Source organism: Rhodococcus sp. 24CO, from assembly GCF_050586165.1.
Taxonomy (GTDB): domain Bacteria; phylum Actinomycetota; class Actinomycetes; order Mycobacteriales; family Mycobacteriaceae; genus Rhodococcus_F.
Window position 1 is genome coordinate 359,298 of record NZ_JAZFNF010000006.1, and the last position, 14,281, is coordinate 373,578.

General features: G+C 62.2%; 17 protein-coding genes. 11 read left to right on the plus strand and 6 right to left on the minus strand.

Annotated elements, in window-relative coordinates; translation table 11 throughout:
- Positions 1 to 3 precede the first annotated feature (3 nt).
- Positions 4 to 393: a hypothetical protein gene (locus V2B23_RS16925; RefSeq protein ID WP_430951418.1), complete on the minus strand. Its 390-nt coding sequence runs from the start codon at positions 391 to 393 to the stop codon at positions 4 to 6.
- A gap of 636 nt (positions 394 to 1,029) precedes the next feature.
- Here V2B23_RS16925 and V2B23_RS16930 point away from each other — a divergent pair.
- On the plus strand, positions 1,030 to 1,398 hold the full coding sequence (locus V2B23_RS16930; RefSeq protein WP_430951419.1) for a hypothetical protein: 369 nt from the start codon (positions 1,030 to 1,032) through the stop codon (positions 1,396 to 1,398).
- 256 nt (positions 1,399 to 1,654) lie between these two features.
- On the plus strand, positions 1,655 to 2,614 hold the full coding sequence (locus tag V2B23_RS16935; protein WP_430951420.1) for a GmrSD restriction endonuclease domain-containing protein: 960 nt from the start codon (positions 1,655 to 1,657) through the stop codon (positions 2,612 to 2,614).
- 3 nt (positions 2,615 to 2,617) lie between these two features.
- Here the strand turns inward: V2B23_RS16935 and V2B23_RS16940 are convergent, their stop codons facing one another.
- The gene (locus tag V2B23_RS16940) at positions 2,618 to 2,914 is read right to left on the minus strand and encodes a hypothetical protein (protein WP_430951421.1); all 297 of its coding nucleotides are present in this window, start codon (positions 2,912 to 2,914) and stop codon (positions 2,618 to 2,620) included.
- A gap of 100 nt (positions 2,915 to 3,014) precedes the next feature.
- Between V2B23_RS16940 and V2B23_RS16945 the strand changes: the two genes are divergently transcribed.
- The 4 genes from V2B23_RS16945 to V2B23_RS16960 are packed head-to-tail and all read left to right on the plus strand — an operon-like array spanning position 3,015 to position 5,958.
- Positions 3,015 to 4,517 (plus strand): SulP family inorganic anion transporter, encoded by a 1,503-nt coding sequence (locus tag V2B23_RS16945; RefSeq protein WP_430951422.1) that lies wholly within the window; start codon positions 3,015 to 3,017, stop codon positions 4,515 to 4,517.
- A 16-nt stretch (positions 4,518 to 4,533) separates the two neighbouring features.
- A complete protein-coding gene (locus V2B23_RS16950; protein WP_033231837.1) occupies positions 4,534 to 4,932 on the plus strand; it encodes a MerR family transcriptional regulator in 399 nt (132 codons plus the stop codon).
- 14 nt (positions 4,933 to 4,946) lie between these two features.
- Entirely contained in the window at positions 4,947 to 5,567 is a 621-nt protein-coding gene (locus V2B23_RS16955; RefSeq protein ID WP_430951423.1) for an L-threonylcarbamoyladenylate synthase, read from the plus strand.
- Between the two features lie 10 nt (positions 5,568 to 5,577).
- Positions 5,578 to 5,958 carry an SdpI family protein gene (locus V2B23_RS16960; protein ID WP_430951424.1) on the plus strand — a complete coding sequence of 127 codons (381 nt, stop codon included), beginning with the start codon at positions 5,578 to 5,580 and terminating at the stop codon, positions 5,956 to 5,958.
- Positions 5,959 to 5,968: 10 nt separating this feature from the next.
- On the opposite strand, the gene V2B23_RS16965 is transcribed toward V2B23_RS16960, so the two are convergent.
- Both V2B23_RS16965 and V2B23_RS16970 read right to left on the minus strand, forming a co-directional pair.
- Positions 5,969 to 6,517: a TetR/AcrR family transcriptional regulator gene (locus V2B23_RS16965; RefSeq protein WP_430951425.1), complete on the minus strand. Its 549-nt coding sequence runs from the start codon at positions 6,515 to 6,517 to the stop codon at positions 5,969 to 5,971.
- Positions 6,514 to 7,746, minus strand: coding sequence for a cytochrome P450 (locus V2B23_RS16970; protein WP_430951426.1), 1,233 nt, complete (start codon positions 7,744 to 7,746; stop codon positions 6,514 to 6,516). Before V2B23_RS16970 ends, V2B23_RS16965 begins: the two co-directional genes overlap by 4 nt.
- A 78-nt stretch (positions 7,747 to 7,824) precedes the next feature.
- Here V2B23_RS16970 and V2B23_RS16975 point away from each other — a divergent pair, with 78 nt between their 5' ends.
- Entirely contained in the window at positions 7,825 to 8,634 is an 810-nt protein-coding gene (locus tag V2B23_RS16975; protein WP_430951427.1) for a glycosyltransferase family 92 protein, read from the plus strand.
- A gap of 96 nt (positions 8,635 to 8,730) precedes the next feature.
- Here the strand turns inward: V2B23_RS16975 and V2B23_RS16980 are convergent, their stop codons facing one another.
- On the minus strand, positions 8,731 to 8,877 hold the full coding sequence (locus V2B23_RS16980; protein WP_155276676.1) for a hypothetical protein: 147 nt from the start codon (positions 8,875 to 8,877) through the stop codon (positions 8,731 to 8,733).
- A 205-nt stretch (positions 8,878 to 9,082) separates the two neighbouring features.
- Here V2B23_RS16980 and V2B23_RS16985 point away from each other — a divergent pair, with 205 nt between their 5' ends.
- Positions 9,083 to 9,844, plus strand: coding sequence for an SDR family NAD(P)-dependent oxidoreductase (locus V2B23_RS16985; protein ID WP_430951428.1), 762 nt, complete (start codon positions 9,083 to 9,085; stop codon positions 9,842 to 9,844).
- A 364-nt stretch (positions 9,845 to 10,208) separates the two neighbouring features.
- A complete protein-coding gene (locus V2B23_RS16990) occupies positions 10,209 to 11,225 on the plus strand; it encodes an alpha/beta fold hydrolase (RefSeq protein WP_430951429.1) in 1,017 nt (338 codons plus the stop codon).
- On the opposite strand, the gene V2B23_RS16995 is transcribed toward V2B23_RS16990, so the two are convergent.
- Entirely contained in the window at positions 11,215 to 12,225 is a 1,011-nt protein-coding gene (locus V2B23_RS16995; protein ID WP_430951430.1) for an AsnC family transcriptional regulator, read from the minus strand. The genes V2B23_RS16990 and V2B23_RS16995 overlap by 11 nt on opposite strands.
- Before the next feature lie 70 nt (positions 12,226 to 12,295).
- On the opposite strand from V2B23_RS16995, the gene V2B23_RS17000 reads away from it, so the two are divergent.
- Together V2B23_RS17000 and V2B23_RS17005 are read left to right on the plus strand one after the other, a co-directional pair.
- A complete protein-coding gene (locus V2B23_RS17000; RefSeq protein WP_033231676.1) occupies positions 12,296 to 13,450 on the plus strand; it encodes a M20 family metallopeptidase in 1,155 nt (384 codons plus the stop codon).
- Between the two features lie 47 nt (positions 13,451 to 13,497).
- Positions 13,498 to 14,256 carry a VOC family protein gene (locus V2B23_RS17005; protein WP_430951566.1) on the plus strand — a complete coding sequence of 253 codons (759 nt, stop codon included), beginning with the start codon at positions 13,498 to 13,500 and terminating at the stop codon, positions 14,254 to 14,256.
- The last annotated feature ends 25 nt before the right edge of the window (positions 14,257 to 14,281 follow it).

The window sequence follows — 14,281 nt, forward strand, 5'->3', positions numbered from 1 at the left end:
CCTTCAGCAGCTTCCTGCGACCGCAGCGTCGAATCCGCGCGTCACCTCGGCCTGCTCGTCGGCGGACAGAGTCGACCATTCCGGGTAAGCCTGCACCGATGTCAGCATGTCGTTCGCCAGCGACTCACGGGTCAGTCCGATGTCGTCGCCTGATTCGTCGATTGCCTGCTGGTATCCGTCGAGGAACTTGAGAACGTCGTTGCAGGCTTGCTCGTACGTGCGAGGAAGCCCCGCTACTGCGGTGCCCTCGGGAGCGGTGGCGACATCTGAATCGGTCGCCGACGTGGTGGACGTCAGAGTCCCCACTTCGGTCGGCGTCCCGCCGTCGGAACCGCAGGCCACCAGCGCTATCAATGAACAGGCTCCGATGAACCCGACAATCGTTTTCTTCATCTCTTCAGAATGCCAGAGCTGACCCGGCAGCCGAGCCGCAGAGCCCCGGCCCCGATCGCGACACCGTGATAGCCTTATATAGCTGCAAGGTAACTAGGGGTGGGTTTCCGCAGTCTCCTGCTCGATTCGAGCGGGAGACACCGTTAAAGAGATTCGTCTCAAAAGGGGTAGAGGCTTGTGGGACTGTTTCGTAGGCGCGGATCCCGAGAAGAGGACGACGATCGTGAGCAGAGCCTCGATCGCGAAGACCCCGGGTATGCCGTGTGGTTCTCGAACGTTTCCGATTCGGAGGGCCAACCTATCCCGTACAAACGGCCACTGACGTCCCCGGTTTATCCGCAACTACAGCCGCCGCCGCTCGACCCGACGACAGTGGTTCCGCCGCATCTTTCCGGTTCCTCCGGCGAGTGGTTGACCGCCGATCGCATCGGTGAGGCCGAAACAATAAATACGCCTCTATCTGCACATTACCGACCTATTCCGCAAAATTCACAAGTGGGAAAAACCTCTCGTGCGCTGGATCCAACCCGCCCCCAAGCCCCGCCGAAGAATGTACCGATGACTTCGCCGCCGAAGCATCAATTGGAGTCGCAGCGCTCGCCTGCGCCCTACCCCGCACCCCACAAAGGAGAAGCAATGAGCAACATCGACAAGGTCCTCGGCGAACTGATGCGTATCGACGGCGCCACAGGTGCAGCCGTCGTCGACGCCGACAGCGGCATGGTTCTCGGCATGTCCGGAAACCCGTCCTTCAGCCTCGAATACGCCGGTGCCGGAAACTCCGAAGTTGTGCGCGCAAAGCTCCGCACGATGAGTAACCTGGGAATTACCGACACCCTCGAAGACATCCTGATCACCCTGACCACCCAGTACCATCTCATCCGCGTGATCGAGACGCCCGGAATGTCCACACTCTTCGTGTACCTCGTCCTCGAACGCACGCGCGCGAACCTGGCACTGGCTCGTCACAAGCTGGGCGAGCAGACTCCCAAGATCGAGATCTGACCTACTCGTTCCACCGGCCCGGAAGTCGACACCGACTTCCGGGCCTTTGTGTTGCTTCGGCGCGGTTGCTTCGGCGCGGTTGCTTCGGCGCTCCAGCCAGTGCCCATTTTCCGAGCGAACGTACCTTTCGGCGCATCCAAGGCGATGAAAGGCGCGTTCGCTCGGTCTGTTTCGGTCCACTTCGTCCGCTTCAGGCCGAAATGTCGCGAATGACATACTTGTAGTTCGTCTCTCCACAGAAATGAGCTCTCGACACATGTCACGCACGGCAATAAGCAGGCGCAGCACCGCTGCTGTTTCGATCGGCTTCGTTGCCGCACTGATCCTCGGCGGGTGCTCCAGCTCGTCAGCCGCCGAAACCGAAACCGGCAGTCTCGGTTCAGGTATCGGCTCCGGTGTCACCAGCAGCTCGTCGGCGCTCACGAGCGACAATGCAGCTGTATCCGCCGCTTCCGCACTGTTGGCGCAGATTCCGATCAAGGGACGCGCCCCCAAAACCGGATACGACCGCGCGTTGTTCGGCACAGCCTGGACCGACGATGTCGACGTCGAGTTCGGTCACAACGGCTGCGACACCCGTAACGACATCCTGGCCCGCGATCTGACCGCCCTTACGTACAAGGACGGCAACCGGTGCTCGGTGCAGACCGGAACGCTCAATGATCAGTACACCAACACCACGATTGCCTTCACCCGCGGTCAGGACACGTCGTCGGCAGTCCAGATCGACCACGTCGTAGCGCTGTCCGACGCCTGGCAGAAGGGCGCTCAACAACTCGACACTCGGACGCGCACCAACCTCGCCAACGACCCGCGCAACCTGCGAGCCGTCGACGGTCCGGCCAACCAACAGAAATCCGATTCCGACGCCTCGTCGTGGCTGCCGCCCAACCGGGGCTACCGCTGCCAGTACGTCGCCGCGCAGGTCGAAGTGAAAGCCGCGTACGGGCTGTGGGTGACGCAGGCCGAACACGACACCATCGCCGGAATCCTTCAGGACTGCACGGGAACTGCTCCGACGCAGCCACCTGTCACTTCGCCGCCCCTCGTCACGTCCAAGCCTGTCGTCACCTCGGCTCCGGCAGGGGCGGTGACCACGCCGTTCAAGAACTGCGCAGCGGCCAAAGCTGCGGGCGCAGCTCCCGTACGTATCGGTGACCCCGGCTACGGCGCCCACCTCGACGGCGACGGTGACGGCGTGGCCTGCGAGAAGTAACGCTCAGCCAGGTGTGTCCTCGATCGTCCACTGAGGATGCTCCCGCTGCGGCGTGACGCTGATCGCGCGGTAGGAGTAGCCGTCCTGCTCCGTGATCTCCCAGGTGAAGTCGACGGTTTCACCGACAAACAGTTCCCTGTATCCGCCACGGATTGTGCGCGAATGGCCGGGCTTCAGCTCAGGCATCGCATCGGCCCATATATGGGAGAAGAAGGCCCAGCAGCCGCCAGGGGTATCAGCGGACTCGATCACGCCCCAACCCTGCTCGCCGTTCCAGATCGAGACGGTTCCCTTGCTCATCGTTCGATACTCGCACGGCAGCCCGCCCCCTGACGAGCAGATTTACACTCTCCCCTCCCGGGAGGGTAGGGTCTGACGATCTCGTAAGGACGGAACCCTGATGGCTGCAACCACACTCGACACGACCACCGACGACGGCACCGTACGGTCTGCGCTGCGCTCGCCCCGGCGCCTCAAAACCGAAGTGCTCGGCGGCCTCGTTGTTGCCTTGGTGCTTATCCCCGAGGCGATTTCGTTCTCGATCATCGCCGGCGTGGATCCGCGGGTGGGTCTGTTCGCGTCGTTCACCATGGCCGTCACCATCGCGATTGTCGGTGGCCGTCCGGCGATGATCTCGGCAGCCACAGGCGCGGTTGCGCTGGTGGTAGCGCCCCTGACCCGCGATTACGGCATCGACTACCTCATTGCCACTGTCCTGCTGGCCGGAGTCCTGCAAATCGTGCTGAGTGTGCTCGGTGTGGCAAAACTGATGCGGTTCATTCCGCGCAGCGTGATGGTGGGATTTGTCAACGCACTCGCGATCCTGATCTTCATCACCCAAATTCCTCATCTGATCGGTGTGCCGTGGCTGGTCTATCCACTTCTGGTGTGCGCCATGCTGATTCTGATATTTCTCCCCAAGCTGACCACCGCTGTCCCGGCGCCGCTGGTGGCCATCGTCGTGCTGACCGCGGTAACCGCCGTCTTCTCGTTCGACGTGCCCAATGTCGGTGACGAGGGCGAACTTCCGTCGAGCCTGCCGACGCTGATGTTCCCCGACGTCCCACTGACGATGCACACGCTCTCGATCATCGCGCCATTTGCTCTGGCCATGGCATTGGTCGGACTTCTCGAATCATTGATGACCGCAAAGCTTGTCGACGACATCACCGATACCCACTCGAACAAGACTCGCGAGGGATGGGGGCAGGGAGTCGCCAACATCGTCACCGGAATCTTCGGCGGCATGGGCGGTTGCGCGATGATCGGACAGACAATGATCAACGTCAAGGTCTCGGGAGCACGCACCCGTATTTCCACCTTTCTGGCCGGAGTGTTCCTGCTGATCCTGGTGGTCGGCCTCGGCGATGTGGTGGCCTTGATCCCCATGGCCGTTCTGGTCGCAGTCATGATCATGGTGTCCGTCGGCACCCTCGATTGGCACAGCATCAATCCTAAAACTCTGCGGCGCATGCCTCTTGGCGAGACCACCGTCATGCTCGTGACCGTCGCCGTTACGGTAGCGACGGAAAACCTCGCGTACGGCGTCATCGTCGGAGTCATCACCGCCATGGTGATATTTGCCCGACGCGTCGCACATCTGACCGAGGTGGTCGACGTTGCGCATCCCGACGAGAACACGCGGGTCTACGCGGTGCGCGGCGAACTGTTCTTCGCGTCGAGCAATGACCTGATATACCAGTTCGACTACGCCGGTGACCCGCAGAACGTAATCATCGATCTCTCCGGTGCCCACATCTGGGACGCGTCCACCGTCGCTACGCTGGACGCGATCACCACGAAATATGCAGCTCGTGGCAAGAACGTCGAGATCGTCGGCCTGGACGCGGCATCCGCGGAGCGCCACGTCCACTTGTCCGGCCGGATGGGAGCAGGTCACTGACATGGAAAACAAGCCCATGAGAATCGGTCAGGTTGCCGAGCGCACCGAATTGTCGATCAAAACCATTCGCCACTACGACGATGTCGGGTTGGTGACACCGTCCGAGCGCAGCGGCGGGGGCTTCCGGCTCTACACCGAATCCGACGTCGAACGCCTGCTCGTGATTCGGCGGATGAAGCCACTCGGATTCACCCTGGACGAGATGAAACAACTTCTCGAATCCTTGTCGATCCTGGCCGACGACGCCGCTGATCCCCTATCGCGGACCACGGCAACCGAATTCATCTCGGCCTGCCATACGCGCGCCGAGGACAGCTGCAACCACCTGCGCAAACAGCTTGCCTACGCCGAGGAGTTGACTGCGGTGCTCGCAGCACCGATTTCGGCAGAGTTCCCGGCACAACTGCGTCCCTGAACTAGGCTGGACACATGGCCAGATACTTCGATGTCCACCCGCACGACCCGCAGCCGCGTGCGATCAGCCAGATCGTCGCAATGCTTCGGGACGATGCCCTCATCGCATACCCGACAGATTCCTGCTACGCCCTGGGTAGCCGGATGGACAACCACGGTGGCGTTGACCGGATTCGTGACATCAGGGCACTGCGCTCCGATCACCATTTCACCTTGGTGTGCGCGGACTTCTCACAGCTCGGCCACTTCGTGCATGTCAACAACGCCGCGTTTCGCGCGGTAAAAGCTGCCACACCAGGGCAATACACGTTCATCCTGCCCGCGACCAAGGAAGTTCCGCGGCGCCTCGCACATCCGAAGAAGAAAACCGTCGGCGTGCGAATCCCCAACCATCCGGTAGTACGGGCCCTACTCCACGAACTCGGTGAGCCACTGCTCTCGAGCACCCTGATCCTTCCCGGCGCAGAAGAACCCATGACGGATGGTTGGCTGATCAAGGAAGAGCTGGACAACCATCTCGACGCCGTAATCGACTCGGGCGATTGTGGCACCGAACCGACAACTGTCGTCGACTTCTCCTCCGGTGCACCGGAGGTTGTACGCGTCGGCGGCGGGGACCCGTCACGCTTCGAGTGAGCGTAGATGTATGTCTGAACCTCAGGATCTGGTCGGCGCTGTACTCGGGCTGTCCATCGGCACGATAACCCTGGTGGTCGTTGCATCGCTGATCGCGAAGTTTCCCGGCGACGAGCCGAACTCCGTGATGGGGATACGCACCAAAGCAACGATGTCGAGCCCCGAAGCCTGGCAACAGGCCCATCGAGCTGCCCGCCCAGGACTGCGGCGAGCAACATGGATTGCGCTGGCCGGCTTTGCTGTTCAGCTCGGCATCGGCATCACTGTCGGATTCGGGACGGCTGCTTCTGCCGCGGCGGCGGCAGTGGTGTTTGCCGCGGTGACGGTCGCGATCCTGGGTGCGGCACTGACCGGCAACAGGGCGGCGCGAGAAATTCAATGCCGCAACTGAATGTGCTTCCCTAGGTGTGAATCAGGACGCCTGCAACAAACGTCTTCACGAGCTCCCGCTCGTCACGTGCGTCGACGCCAGGCACCATGAGGAGCGAGAGAATGACTCGTACCGTCCACTTCGCGTGAGCCCCGTCGGCACTGCTGCCGAGGAACGCGGCTCCCAAGCCGTTGATGACCTCCGACGAATTCGCCAGCTCACCAGACAGACTCGCATCCCCTGGCAGAAACCACGCTGCCAGCGTCGGGGTACTGCGCACCGCGGACACGGCCGAGAGGATCGCCGCTTCGAGTCGCTCCCGCGGATCGGCGATCGGCGCAACGGTCGCGGCAATGGCGGCTCCCAGCTTTCGCGCTTCACGGTGAACAAATGCAACGTGCAGGGCCTGCCGATTCTCGAAATAGCGGTACAGAGTTGCGCGGGAACAGCCTGCAGCAGAGGCTATCTCAGCCATTCCCACCGCACCGACGCCCTTGTCGACAAACAACACTGCCGCACTGTCGAGAATCTTCTCGGCAGCGGCAAGGGCCCGGCCGTCCCCCAGCCAGTCGCTGCTCACGACGCGTTCACCGACAGCGGAGCCGTCAGCGGACGGCGGACGTAGTTTCCCGGCGCGTACGTCATTGCGTCGACATCAACACGGAAGTCGGGAATGCGAGCCAGCAACTCTTCCAACGCAACTCGCGCTTGCATACGAGCCGCCGACGCGCCCAGACAGTGATGTGCGCCGTGACTGAACGTCAAGATCTTCTGCGGTTTACGCAGCACATCAAGTTCACCGGCATCCGGGCCGTACTTCGACGGGTCACGATTAGCTGCTCCGTACATCAACAGCACCTTGCGTCCCGCCGGAATAGTCTTGCCGCCCAAGCTCACATCGCGGGTGACGGTTCGAGCAAGACCCTGCACTGGCGACGTGAGTCGCAACAGTTCCTCGACCGCGTCGGTGATCAGTTCCGGATCGTCGATCAGAAGCTGACGCTGGTCGACTCGCTCGGTCAGCATCGCCACCGAACCGCCCAACATCCCTGTTGTGGTGTCGTTTCCGCCTGCCACCATCGTGAATGCAAATCCGAGGATCGACAGCAAACCGCTGATGTCACCATCCGCCCCGAGGCCTGCCGCCAGGAGGTGTGAAATCGTGTCGTCGCCCGGTTCCACCTTGCGTCGCTCGACCAACGACGCGAAGTACATCATCAATTCACCTGTCGCGGCCTGCGCCGTTGTTGCTGCGGCAAGCGCACCCCCGGCAGAATTGGCAGCAACGATCGCCTCCGTCCACCCGTCGAACTGGTCGCGATCGGATTCCGGGACTCCCAGGTAGTGCGCAACAACCATCGACGGTAGTGGCTTGAAAAGTTCGACGACTATGTCACCGCTGTCGCGCGCTTTCAAGGCCTCGATGCGCTCGACGACAAAATCCCGAACCATCGGTTCGACGGCAGACACCTGACGGGGAGTAAATCCTTTGGACACCATGCGGCGGAACTCCGACTGAGCTGGCGGATCCTGCATCACAAACGGTGGATTGTCCTGCATGCCTATCTGTTCCAGCTCGCCGTAAACGGTGGTCAGACCCTTGGCGGACGAGTACGTCTGGTAATCCCGCGCTGCGTTGTAGACGTCCTCATGGCGGGTGAGAACCCAATAGTCCTCCCCGGGGACCTCGGGGAGGACGTGATGCACGGGGTCGTGTTCACGCAAGGCGTCGTACATCGCCCAAGGTGATCGCCAGGATTCCCCGGTCGACGGAACAAACTGCGGCAGGTGTGACACAGACGACGTCATGCCTCGACTATGAGACAGAAACACAATTATGTCAATGATTGGCGCGCAGGGGATGCGCCCGCGCATTATCGTGTCCACATGACCACCGGCAAGTCCCGCACCGTTGTCGCTGTTCTCCTCCCCCGCGAACACCTGCCCTTCATCCGCGATTGGTGCGTGCACCACATCGAACAGGGATGGGACGTCGTGCTGTACGACAACACCGGTTCCGTTGGATCGTCGCGGCGAAGCAGTGCATTCAGCCTGCATCGGTGGCATGGGAGAAGTATCGACAAGCGCGGAAACTCCTACGGCACGTTTACCGAAACACTGTCCGACAGTGACGTTCAAGCGGCATTTCGCCGCGAACTGCAGGGCCTCCCCGTCACGGTCGTCGAATGGCAACCCCGGGATACGGAAGGCCGGATAGTGCACGGCCAGGTCGAGGCATACGTCGACTACGTCACGCGATTCCGCACCTCTGTTGCCTGGAGCGCCTTCATCGACGCCGACGAATACCTCCAGCACGCACCGGGATTGGACTGGGACGACCTACTGCACGCTGCATCGGAACAGGACTGCCACCGCATCCAACTCGACGCACTGGTCTACGAATCACGCTGGACCAGCGGCGGGGAACCACGCGAACTGCGAGACCTCACATGCCAAGGCCTGCAAGAGTACGGCTGCAAGAATATTGTTCGCCTGTCGGAAGTTCTCGACGCCGACATTCACTGGTACTGGAAGACCACGGGGGACGACACCCGCATCACACCGCACCGCTCACTCTTCTGGTTTCGCCACTACCGCGGTAGCGAGGCCGTTCTCGACCTAACACCGAACAGGAACTACCCGAGGCCTGACACTGCCGAAAGTCTGGAAGTTCCGCAGGCATCTCACACACGATGAATGTGTCTGCAAGACACAGGTATTGGAACTACAGATAGACCTCCGGCCCGCGACCTGTTGCCAGTTCGCGGGCCGGAGATGTAGATCAGCGACAGATCAGGAGCCGGTGCCGGCGTTGATCAGTCCGGCGAGGCCGAGGATCGCGCCGACGCCGCCGATGAGGCCTGCGATGGGCGAAGCGTACTTAGCCAGGTCGCCGAGCAACTTAGCGGTATCGGCGTCAATGCTACCTGTGGTTGGCATTTCAATCTCCTCATCATGGAATGTGTGCGTGAGCCCCACGCCGGGTGTGTAACCGCGCTCACACTAGCTGTAAGACGGCCGATATTAAAAGCGGTTCCGCTGAGTGGGATACAGATCACATCCCGACCAGTAAGAAGCCAGGAGAAATACTGCGCGAAGGAGGCAACCATTCGGGTACCGCTAAATGACGAGCAGGAGAACAACAGTGGGCAAATTGGACGGAAAAGTGGCGCTTATCACAGGCGCTGGCCAAGGTGTTGGGCAGGGAGTCGCATTTGCCCTGGCCAAGGAAGGTGCGTCCATTGCCGTTGTCGGTCGCACCGAATCGAAGCTTGTCGACACCTGCAAGGAAATCACCGATCGTGGTGGCCGGGCCGAGCCCGTGCTCGCTGATGTCAGCGACGGAGACTCCATCACCGCAGCGGTTGACCGAACCGTCGAACTGTTCGGTGGAGTCGACATCCTCGTCAACAACGCGAGCCTGAATCCCTTGGGCAACATTCTGGACCTGACACCCGAGAAGCTGGCTGCCGGACTCGAGTCCGGGCCCGTGGCAACACTGCGCACGATGCAGGCGTGCTACCCGTCGATGAAGGCCCGTGGCGGCGGCGCGATCATCAACATGGTCAGCTCGGTGGCCGTTCGTTGGGACGCCAGCGGCTACGGCGGGTACGCAGCCGTCAAGGAGTCCGTGCGTGCGCTCACGCGAGCAGCAGCCTGCGAGTGGGGTGTGGACGGGATTCGTGTCCTTGCTGTCGCGCCACACGCCTCGTCGCCCGGCTTGCAGCGCTGGGCCGAGGCTCGCCCCGAGGAAGCAGCGGCCTTTGTGGCCAGCATTCCGATGCGCCGCATCGGCGACTGCGAAAACGACATCGGCACTGCCGTCGCATTCCTCGTCGGACCCGACGCCGGCTACCTGACCGGTGCAACAATCCCACTCGACGGTGGACAGTCCCGCTGGGGATGACAGAACTATGGGCGGCCCTGGATCGATTACCGATTCAGGGCCGTTCGGCTGTGCTTTTACTACGATCACCCAGCAATGTCCTGTCCTCAGCCGTTGATCGGTGAAATACAAATGCCACCAAAGCGGACGACAGGCTCAGAACAGTCAGAATGATTAACCCGACCATCCACCACATGGCTGCCAGTATGCCTGACACAGCACCTGCGGTGACAAGCACCCGAACGAGATCGAACAAATCGGACAAGTGCGAAACTGGCTCTGCCACAGTCCAATAGACCATCATCCACAGCGACACGACAAGGCGCAGCGTGATCGACGGCACAGAGCACTCACACGATCGACAAATACGGTGCATTCTGGACAGATGACTTCGTCTCGTTCCGCTATGGAAGCCGTCGACACTGCGCTCAGTGCCCCATGGGGCGGGATCAGCAACATCGCCGACCTCGACGGGGACATGCACTGGGTAGATTTCGGGGGACCCGAGGGGGTCGATTTCGGGGGACCCGAGGGGGTCGATTTCGGGGGACCCGAGGGGGTCGATTTCGGGGGCCCCGAAGACTCGACGCCCATCGTCCTGGTCCACGGACTCGGCGGCTCACATTTGAACTGGGTCCGGGTGGCGCCCACTCTGGCGAAACACACACGTGTCTACGCGGTGGATCTGCCTGGCTTCGGCCTCACCCAGGCTCACGGTCGCACGACACACATTCAGGCAAATGCCGCACTTCTGAACCGGTTTATCGACACGGTTGTCGGGAAACCGGTAATTCTGTTCGGCAACTCGATGGGCGGAATGGTATCTGCCCTCGCTACCGCCGCCCGCCCTGATTCGGTGGCCGGCCTGGTGCTGGTCGACCCTGCGCTGCCTCTTCCGATTCGGATCCCCGATCCCGTCATCGCTGCCCAATTCCTCGTGTACGCGCTGCCCTATGTGGGGGAACAGGCAATGAGCCTTGGCCGACGGACGATGACGGACGAGCAGTTGGCCACGCAGATGACCAACCTCTGTTTCGTAGACCCCGCCCGCGCCGACTCCGAGGTGGTTGCAGCAGGCGCCGCCCTGGCGAAGATCAGGCGCGGCTTTGCCACTCAGGACGCAGACTTCCTGCAAGCCGCACGATCGCTGCTCACCGTGTTGGCCCGTCCACAGAAGTATCGAAAAGCATTGCGCGACATCAGTGCTCCCACGCTTCTCCTGCACGGCGAGCGCGATCGCCTCGTCTCGGTGGCTGCGGCACGAGCTGCCGCCGCAGCACATCCACACTGGACCACGATCATCCTCGGCGACACCGGGCACACTCCCCAGCTGGAATTGCCGGACGAGTTCAACCGTCATGTCCTGGCATGGCTCTCGCACACGAGACTGATCACGATCTGACACTCACCGGAACCACACCGGTGGATCTGCCGTCCCGATCGAGCAAGTGCCCCATCAGTTTTGGTGTGTTCAGGACGACTCGACGGTCCACCACCTCGAGCGTCGGCGCCCGGGCAGCCAAGTCCGCTTCGAGTGCCGCAAGGTCAGGCAGTGCGCGAAACCACCCGGCAAAGAAAAGATTGTTCGAGCCTGCGACGGTGGCAACAAGACGAATCTCCGTCCGGGCCCGCAGGATTCGCGCCGCACGCTCCGCATCGAGTATGGGAATCCGAGCCGTCAGCAGTACCCGAATCGGCCGCCCCGTCGCGGATCTCGCCAATTCACAACGCAACAGGGTGTGCTGCGACAGGGCCCGGCCCAGCCGTCGACGAGCCGTCGAGGTGCTGATCTCGAGTTCATGAGCAAGTTCGGTCACCGACACGCGCGGTCTGCGTCCGAGAACGTCGATCACGGCGACCGTTGCCCGGTCCAACGGATGTCGGCGCCCGAGCGGCGGCGGCGCCACCCCGGATTCACGCAGCGTCCGAACGCCGGAGGGTTCGAGAGTGCCCAGCCGCCAACGACTTCCCTCGGTGAATACCCTGGTGACAGGGTGCACCACGACGTCGGTCACCCCGTCCTCGAGTTGCAGATCGTCGAGTACGTATCGAGCCAGCGCATCTGTGCTGACAAACAGCGCTTCTGCCATGACTGCGCAACCACCCGAGTGAACGTTCACGCTCATCACATGCGCGTGCGCCACGAGTCGATCGACGATCTGCCTGCGTGATCGAGGTTCGCACCGAACGTCGAGGAATGCCAACACCGATCCCGCGTCGGCGGCCGGGTACGCCGCTATCCAGGCAGTGCCCGAGTCGGTGAGAGATCTCCACCGACGCGCAGCGGTCACCGGGTCAACCCCGACAACGTTGCCGATCAACGCCCACGATGCGCGCGGCTGTACCTGCATCGCGTGGACGATTCGCAGATCGATCTCGTCCAAAACTATCGAATCCTGCATGACGAAATAAACTAGTGCATAAATACTGCATTACGGTCCGCAAATCCCGGCGCGAACGCACTCTCAGACAATGACGACAAAAGATCGCGCGGCCAAGCACCTCGACACCATCTCCGATGCCGCACTGGCACTGAGTCACCAGATCCACGAAGATCCCGAACTCGCGTTTGCCGAGTACAACGCGTCGGCCGCCGTCGCGGACATGCTCGAGGGCGCCGGTTTTGCGGTCGAGCGTGGTGTTGCCGGACTCCCGACCGCCCTCGCCGCTACGTACGGCAACGGCGAACTCGTGATCGGTCTGTTTGCCGAGTACGACGCGCTCCCCGATATCGGACATGCCTGTGGGCACAACATCATCGCCTCTGCCGCCGTGACCGCAGGATTGCTCCTCGCACCGTTGGCCGACGAACTGGGAATCACCGTGGCCGTCTTCGGCACTCCGGCCGAAGAGGGCGGCGGCGGAAAGGTCGTCATGCTCGAGGAGGGCATCTTCGATTCACTGCATTGCGCCATGATGGTGCACCCCGGCGCGGGAGACCTGCGCGCCCCCAACATGCTTGCCATCTCGCACCTCGACGTCGAGTACACCGGAGTGTCCTCGCACGCGTCGTTTGCCGTCGGCGCCGTCAACGCAGCCGACGCGTTCACCGTCGCCCAGGTGAGCATCGGCCTACTACGACAGCATCTTCCGAAGGACGTTCAAGTTCACGGTTACGTCAGCGACGCCGGAGTCGCACCCAATGTCATTCCCGGCAGCTCCCACGGGACGTACGCCGTCCGAGCCGAAACGCTGGGCGGCGTCGAGGCAGCCCAGCCCAAGGTGGAGCAGTGTTTCACCGCCGGTGCCATCGCGACCGGTTGCGACATCGCGATGACGTCGCCGTCGCCCGCGTACGCGGAGTCACGGTGGGATCAGCAGTTGAGCGTCCTGTACCAGGAGAACCTCGAGGCGCTCGGTCGCACGTTCTTCGACTACAACGGTCCGGCGGCCGGGTCAACCGACATGGGCAATGTCTCGCACCGTATCCCGACCATCCATCCCATCATCGGGATCGAATGCAACGGCGCCGGCAACCACCAGCCCGAGTTCACTGCGTACTGCCGCTCCGAGACCGGCGACAAAGCCGTCCTGGACGGCGCGTTGGGACTGGCGTGGACGGCGATCGACTGTGCAACGGATGCGGAGGTGCGTGCCCGACTCCTTGAAGGGCCTGCGGCCCCGTGAGCCTTTTCGGTAGCGTCGGCTACCACAACGACGCCCAGGAGGAACTCATGCTCGACGGAACTCCCTGTTGGATCGACCTCACCAGTTCGGACACCGAGGTCGCGAAGAACTTCTACACCAACGTGTTCGGCTGGCAGGTCGAGCGCAACGACGATCCGCAGTACGGCGGATACGCCATCTTCAGCAAGGACGGGCAACCCATCGCCGGTCTCGGCCCCCAGCAGGAGGGCAATCCGTACGGCAACATCTGGACCACCTACATCTCCTCTTCCGACGCGGCAGCCTCCGCCGCCGAAGCCGAGGCTGCCGGCGGCACGATCATGATGCCGTCCATGCAGGTCGGCGATCAGGGGAGCATGGCGATTATCGGCGATCCGGCCGGCGCGGTGATCGGAATCTGGCAGCCCGATCAGCATGAGGGATTCGGGTTGGTCGGAGTGCCCGGCGCTCCGGTATGGCACGAGACGATGTCGAAGAATTACACGGCCGCGCTGCCGTTCTACGCGGATGTGTTCGGCTGGCAGTTCGAGTCGATGGGTGACACGGACGAGTTCCGCTATTCACAGGCCAAGCTGGGCGGCTCTGCCGTTGCCGGTGTCATGGATGCCAGTTCGTTCCTGCCGACAGAGGTGCCGTCCTTCTGGCAGGTGTACTTCGGCGCCGACGACACCGATGCCGCAGTCGCGAAGGTCGTCGAGTTCGGTGGCAGCGTCATCGCGGCCCCTGAGGACACCCCGTTCGGGCGTCTGGCTGGTGTCGCAGATCCGCTAGGGGCGGCGTTCCGTATCTCGACCATCGTGGGCTGAGGGCCTGTGTCCCTGTGCGCCTTTC

Bases quoted from the DNA above. Each gene is read 5' to 3' on its own strand.
- V2B23_RS16925 (WP_430951418.1), bottom strand. From the start codon at position 393: ATGAAGAAAACGATTGTCGGGTTCATCGGAGCCTGTTCATTGATAGCG.
- V2B23_RS16930 (WP_430951419.1), top strand. From the start codon at position 1,030: ATGAGCAACATCGACAAGGTCCTCGGCGAACTGATGCGTATCGACGGC.
- V2B23_RS16935 (WP_430951420.1), top strand. From the start codon at position 1,655: ATGTCACGCACGGCAATAAGCAGGCGCAGCACCGCTGCTGTTTCGATC.
- V2B23_RS16940 (WP_430951421.1), bottom strand. From the start codon at position 2,914: ATGAGCAAGGGAACCGTCTCGATCTGGAACGGCGAGCAGGGTTGGGGC.
- V2B23_RS16945 (WP_430951422.1), top strand. From the start codon at position 3,015: ATGGCTGCAACCACACTCGACACGACCACCGACGACGGCACCGTACGG.
- V2B23_RS16950 (WP_033231837.1), top strand. From the start codon at position 4,534: ATGAGAATCGGTCAGGTTGCCGAGCGCACCGAATTGTCGATCAAAACC.
- V2B23_RS16955 (WP_430951423.1), top strand. From the start codon at position 4,947: ATGGCCAGATACTTCGATGTCCACCCGCACGACCCGCAGCCGCGTGCG.
- V2B23_RS16960 (WP_430951424.1), top strand. From the start codon at position 5,578: ATGTCTGAACCTCAGGATCTGGTCGGCGCTGTACTCGGGCTGTCCATC.
- V2B23_RS16970 (WP_430951426.1), bottom strand. From the start codon at position 7,746: ATGACGTCGTCTGTGTCACACCTGCCGCAGTTTGTTCCGTCGACCGGG.
- V2B23_RS16975 (WP_430951427.1), top strand. From the start codon at position 7,825: ATGACCACCGGCAAGTCCCGCACCGTTGTCGCTGTTCTCCTCCCCCGC.
- V2B23_RS16980 (WP_155276676.1), bottom strand. From the start codon at position 8,877: ATGCCAACCACAGGTAGCATTGACGCCGATACCGCTAAGTTGCTCGGC.
- V2B23_RS16990 (WP_430951429.1), top strand. From the start codon at position 10,209: ATGACTTCGTCTCGTTCCGCTATGGAAGCCGTCGACACTGCGCTCAGT.
- V2B23_RS16995 (WP_430951430.1), bottom strand. From the start codon at position 12,225: ATGCAGGATTCGATAGTTTTGGACGAGATCGATCTGCGAATCGTCCAC.
- V2B23_RS17000 (WP_033231676.1), top strand. From the start codon at position 12,296: ATGACGACAAAAGATCGCGCGGCCAAGCACCTCGACACCATCTCCGAT.
- V2B23_RS17005 (WP_430951566.1), top strand. From the start codon at position 13,498: ATGCTCGACGGAACTCCCTGTTGGATCGACCTCACCAGTTCGGACACC.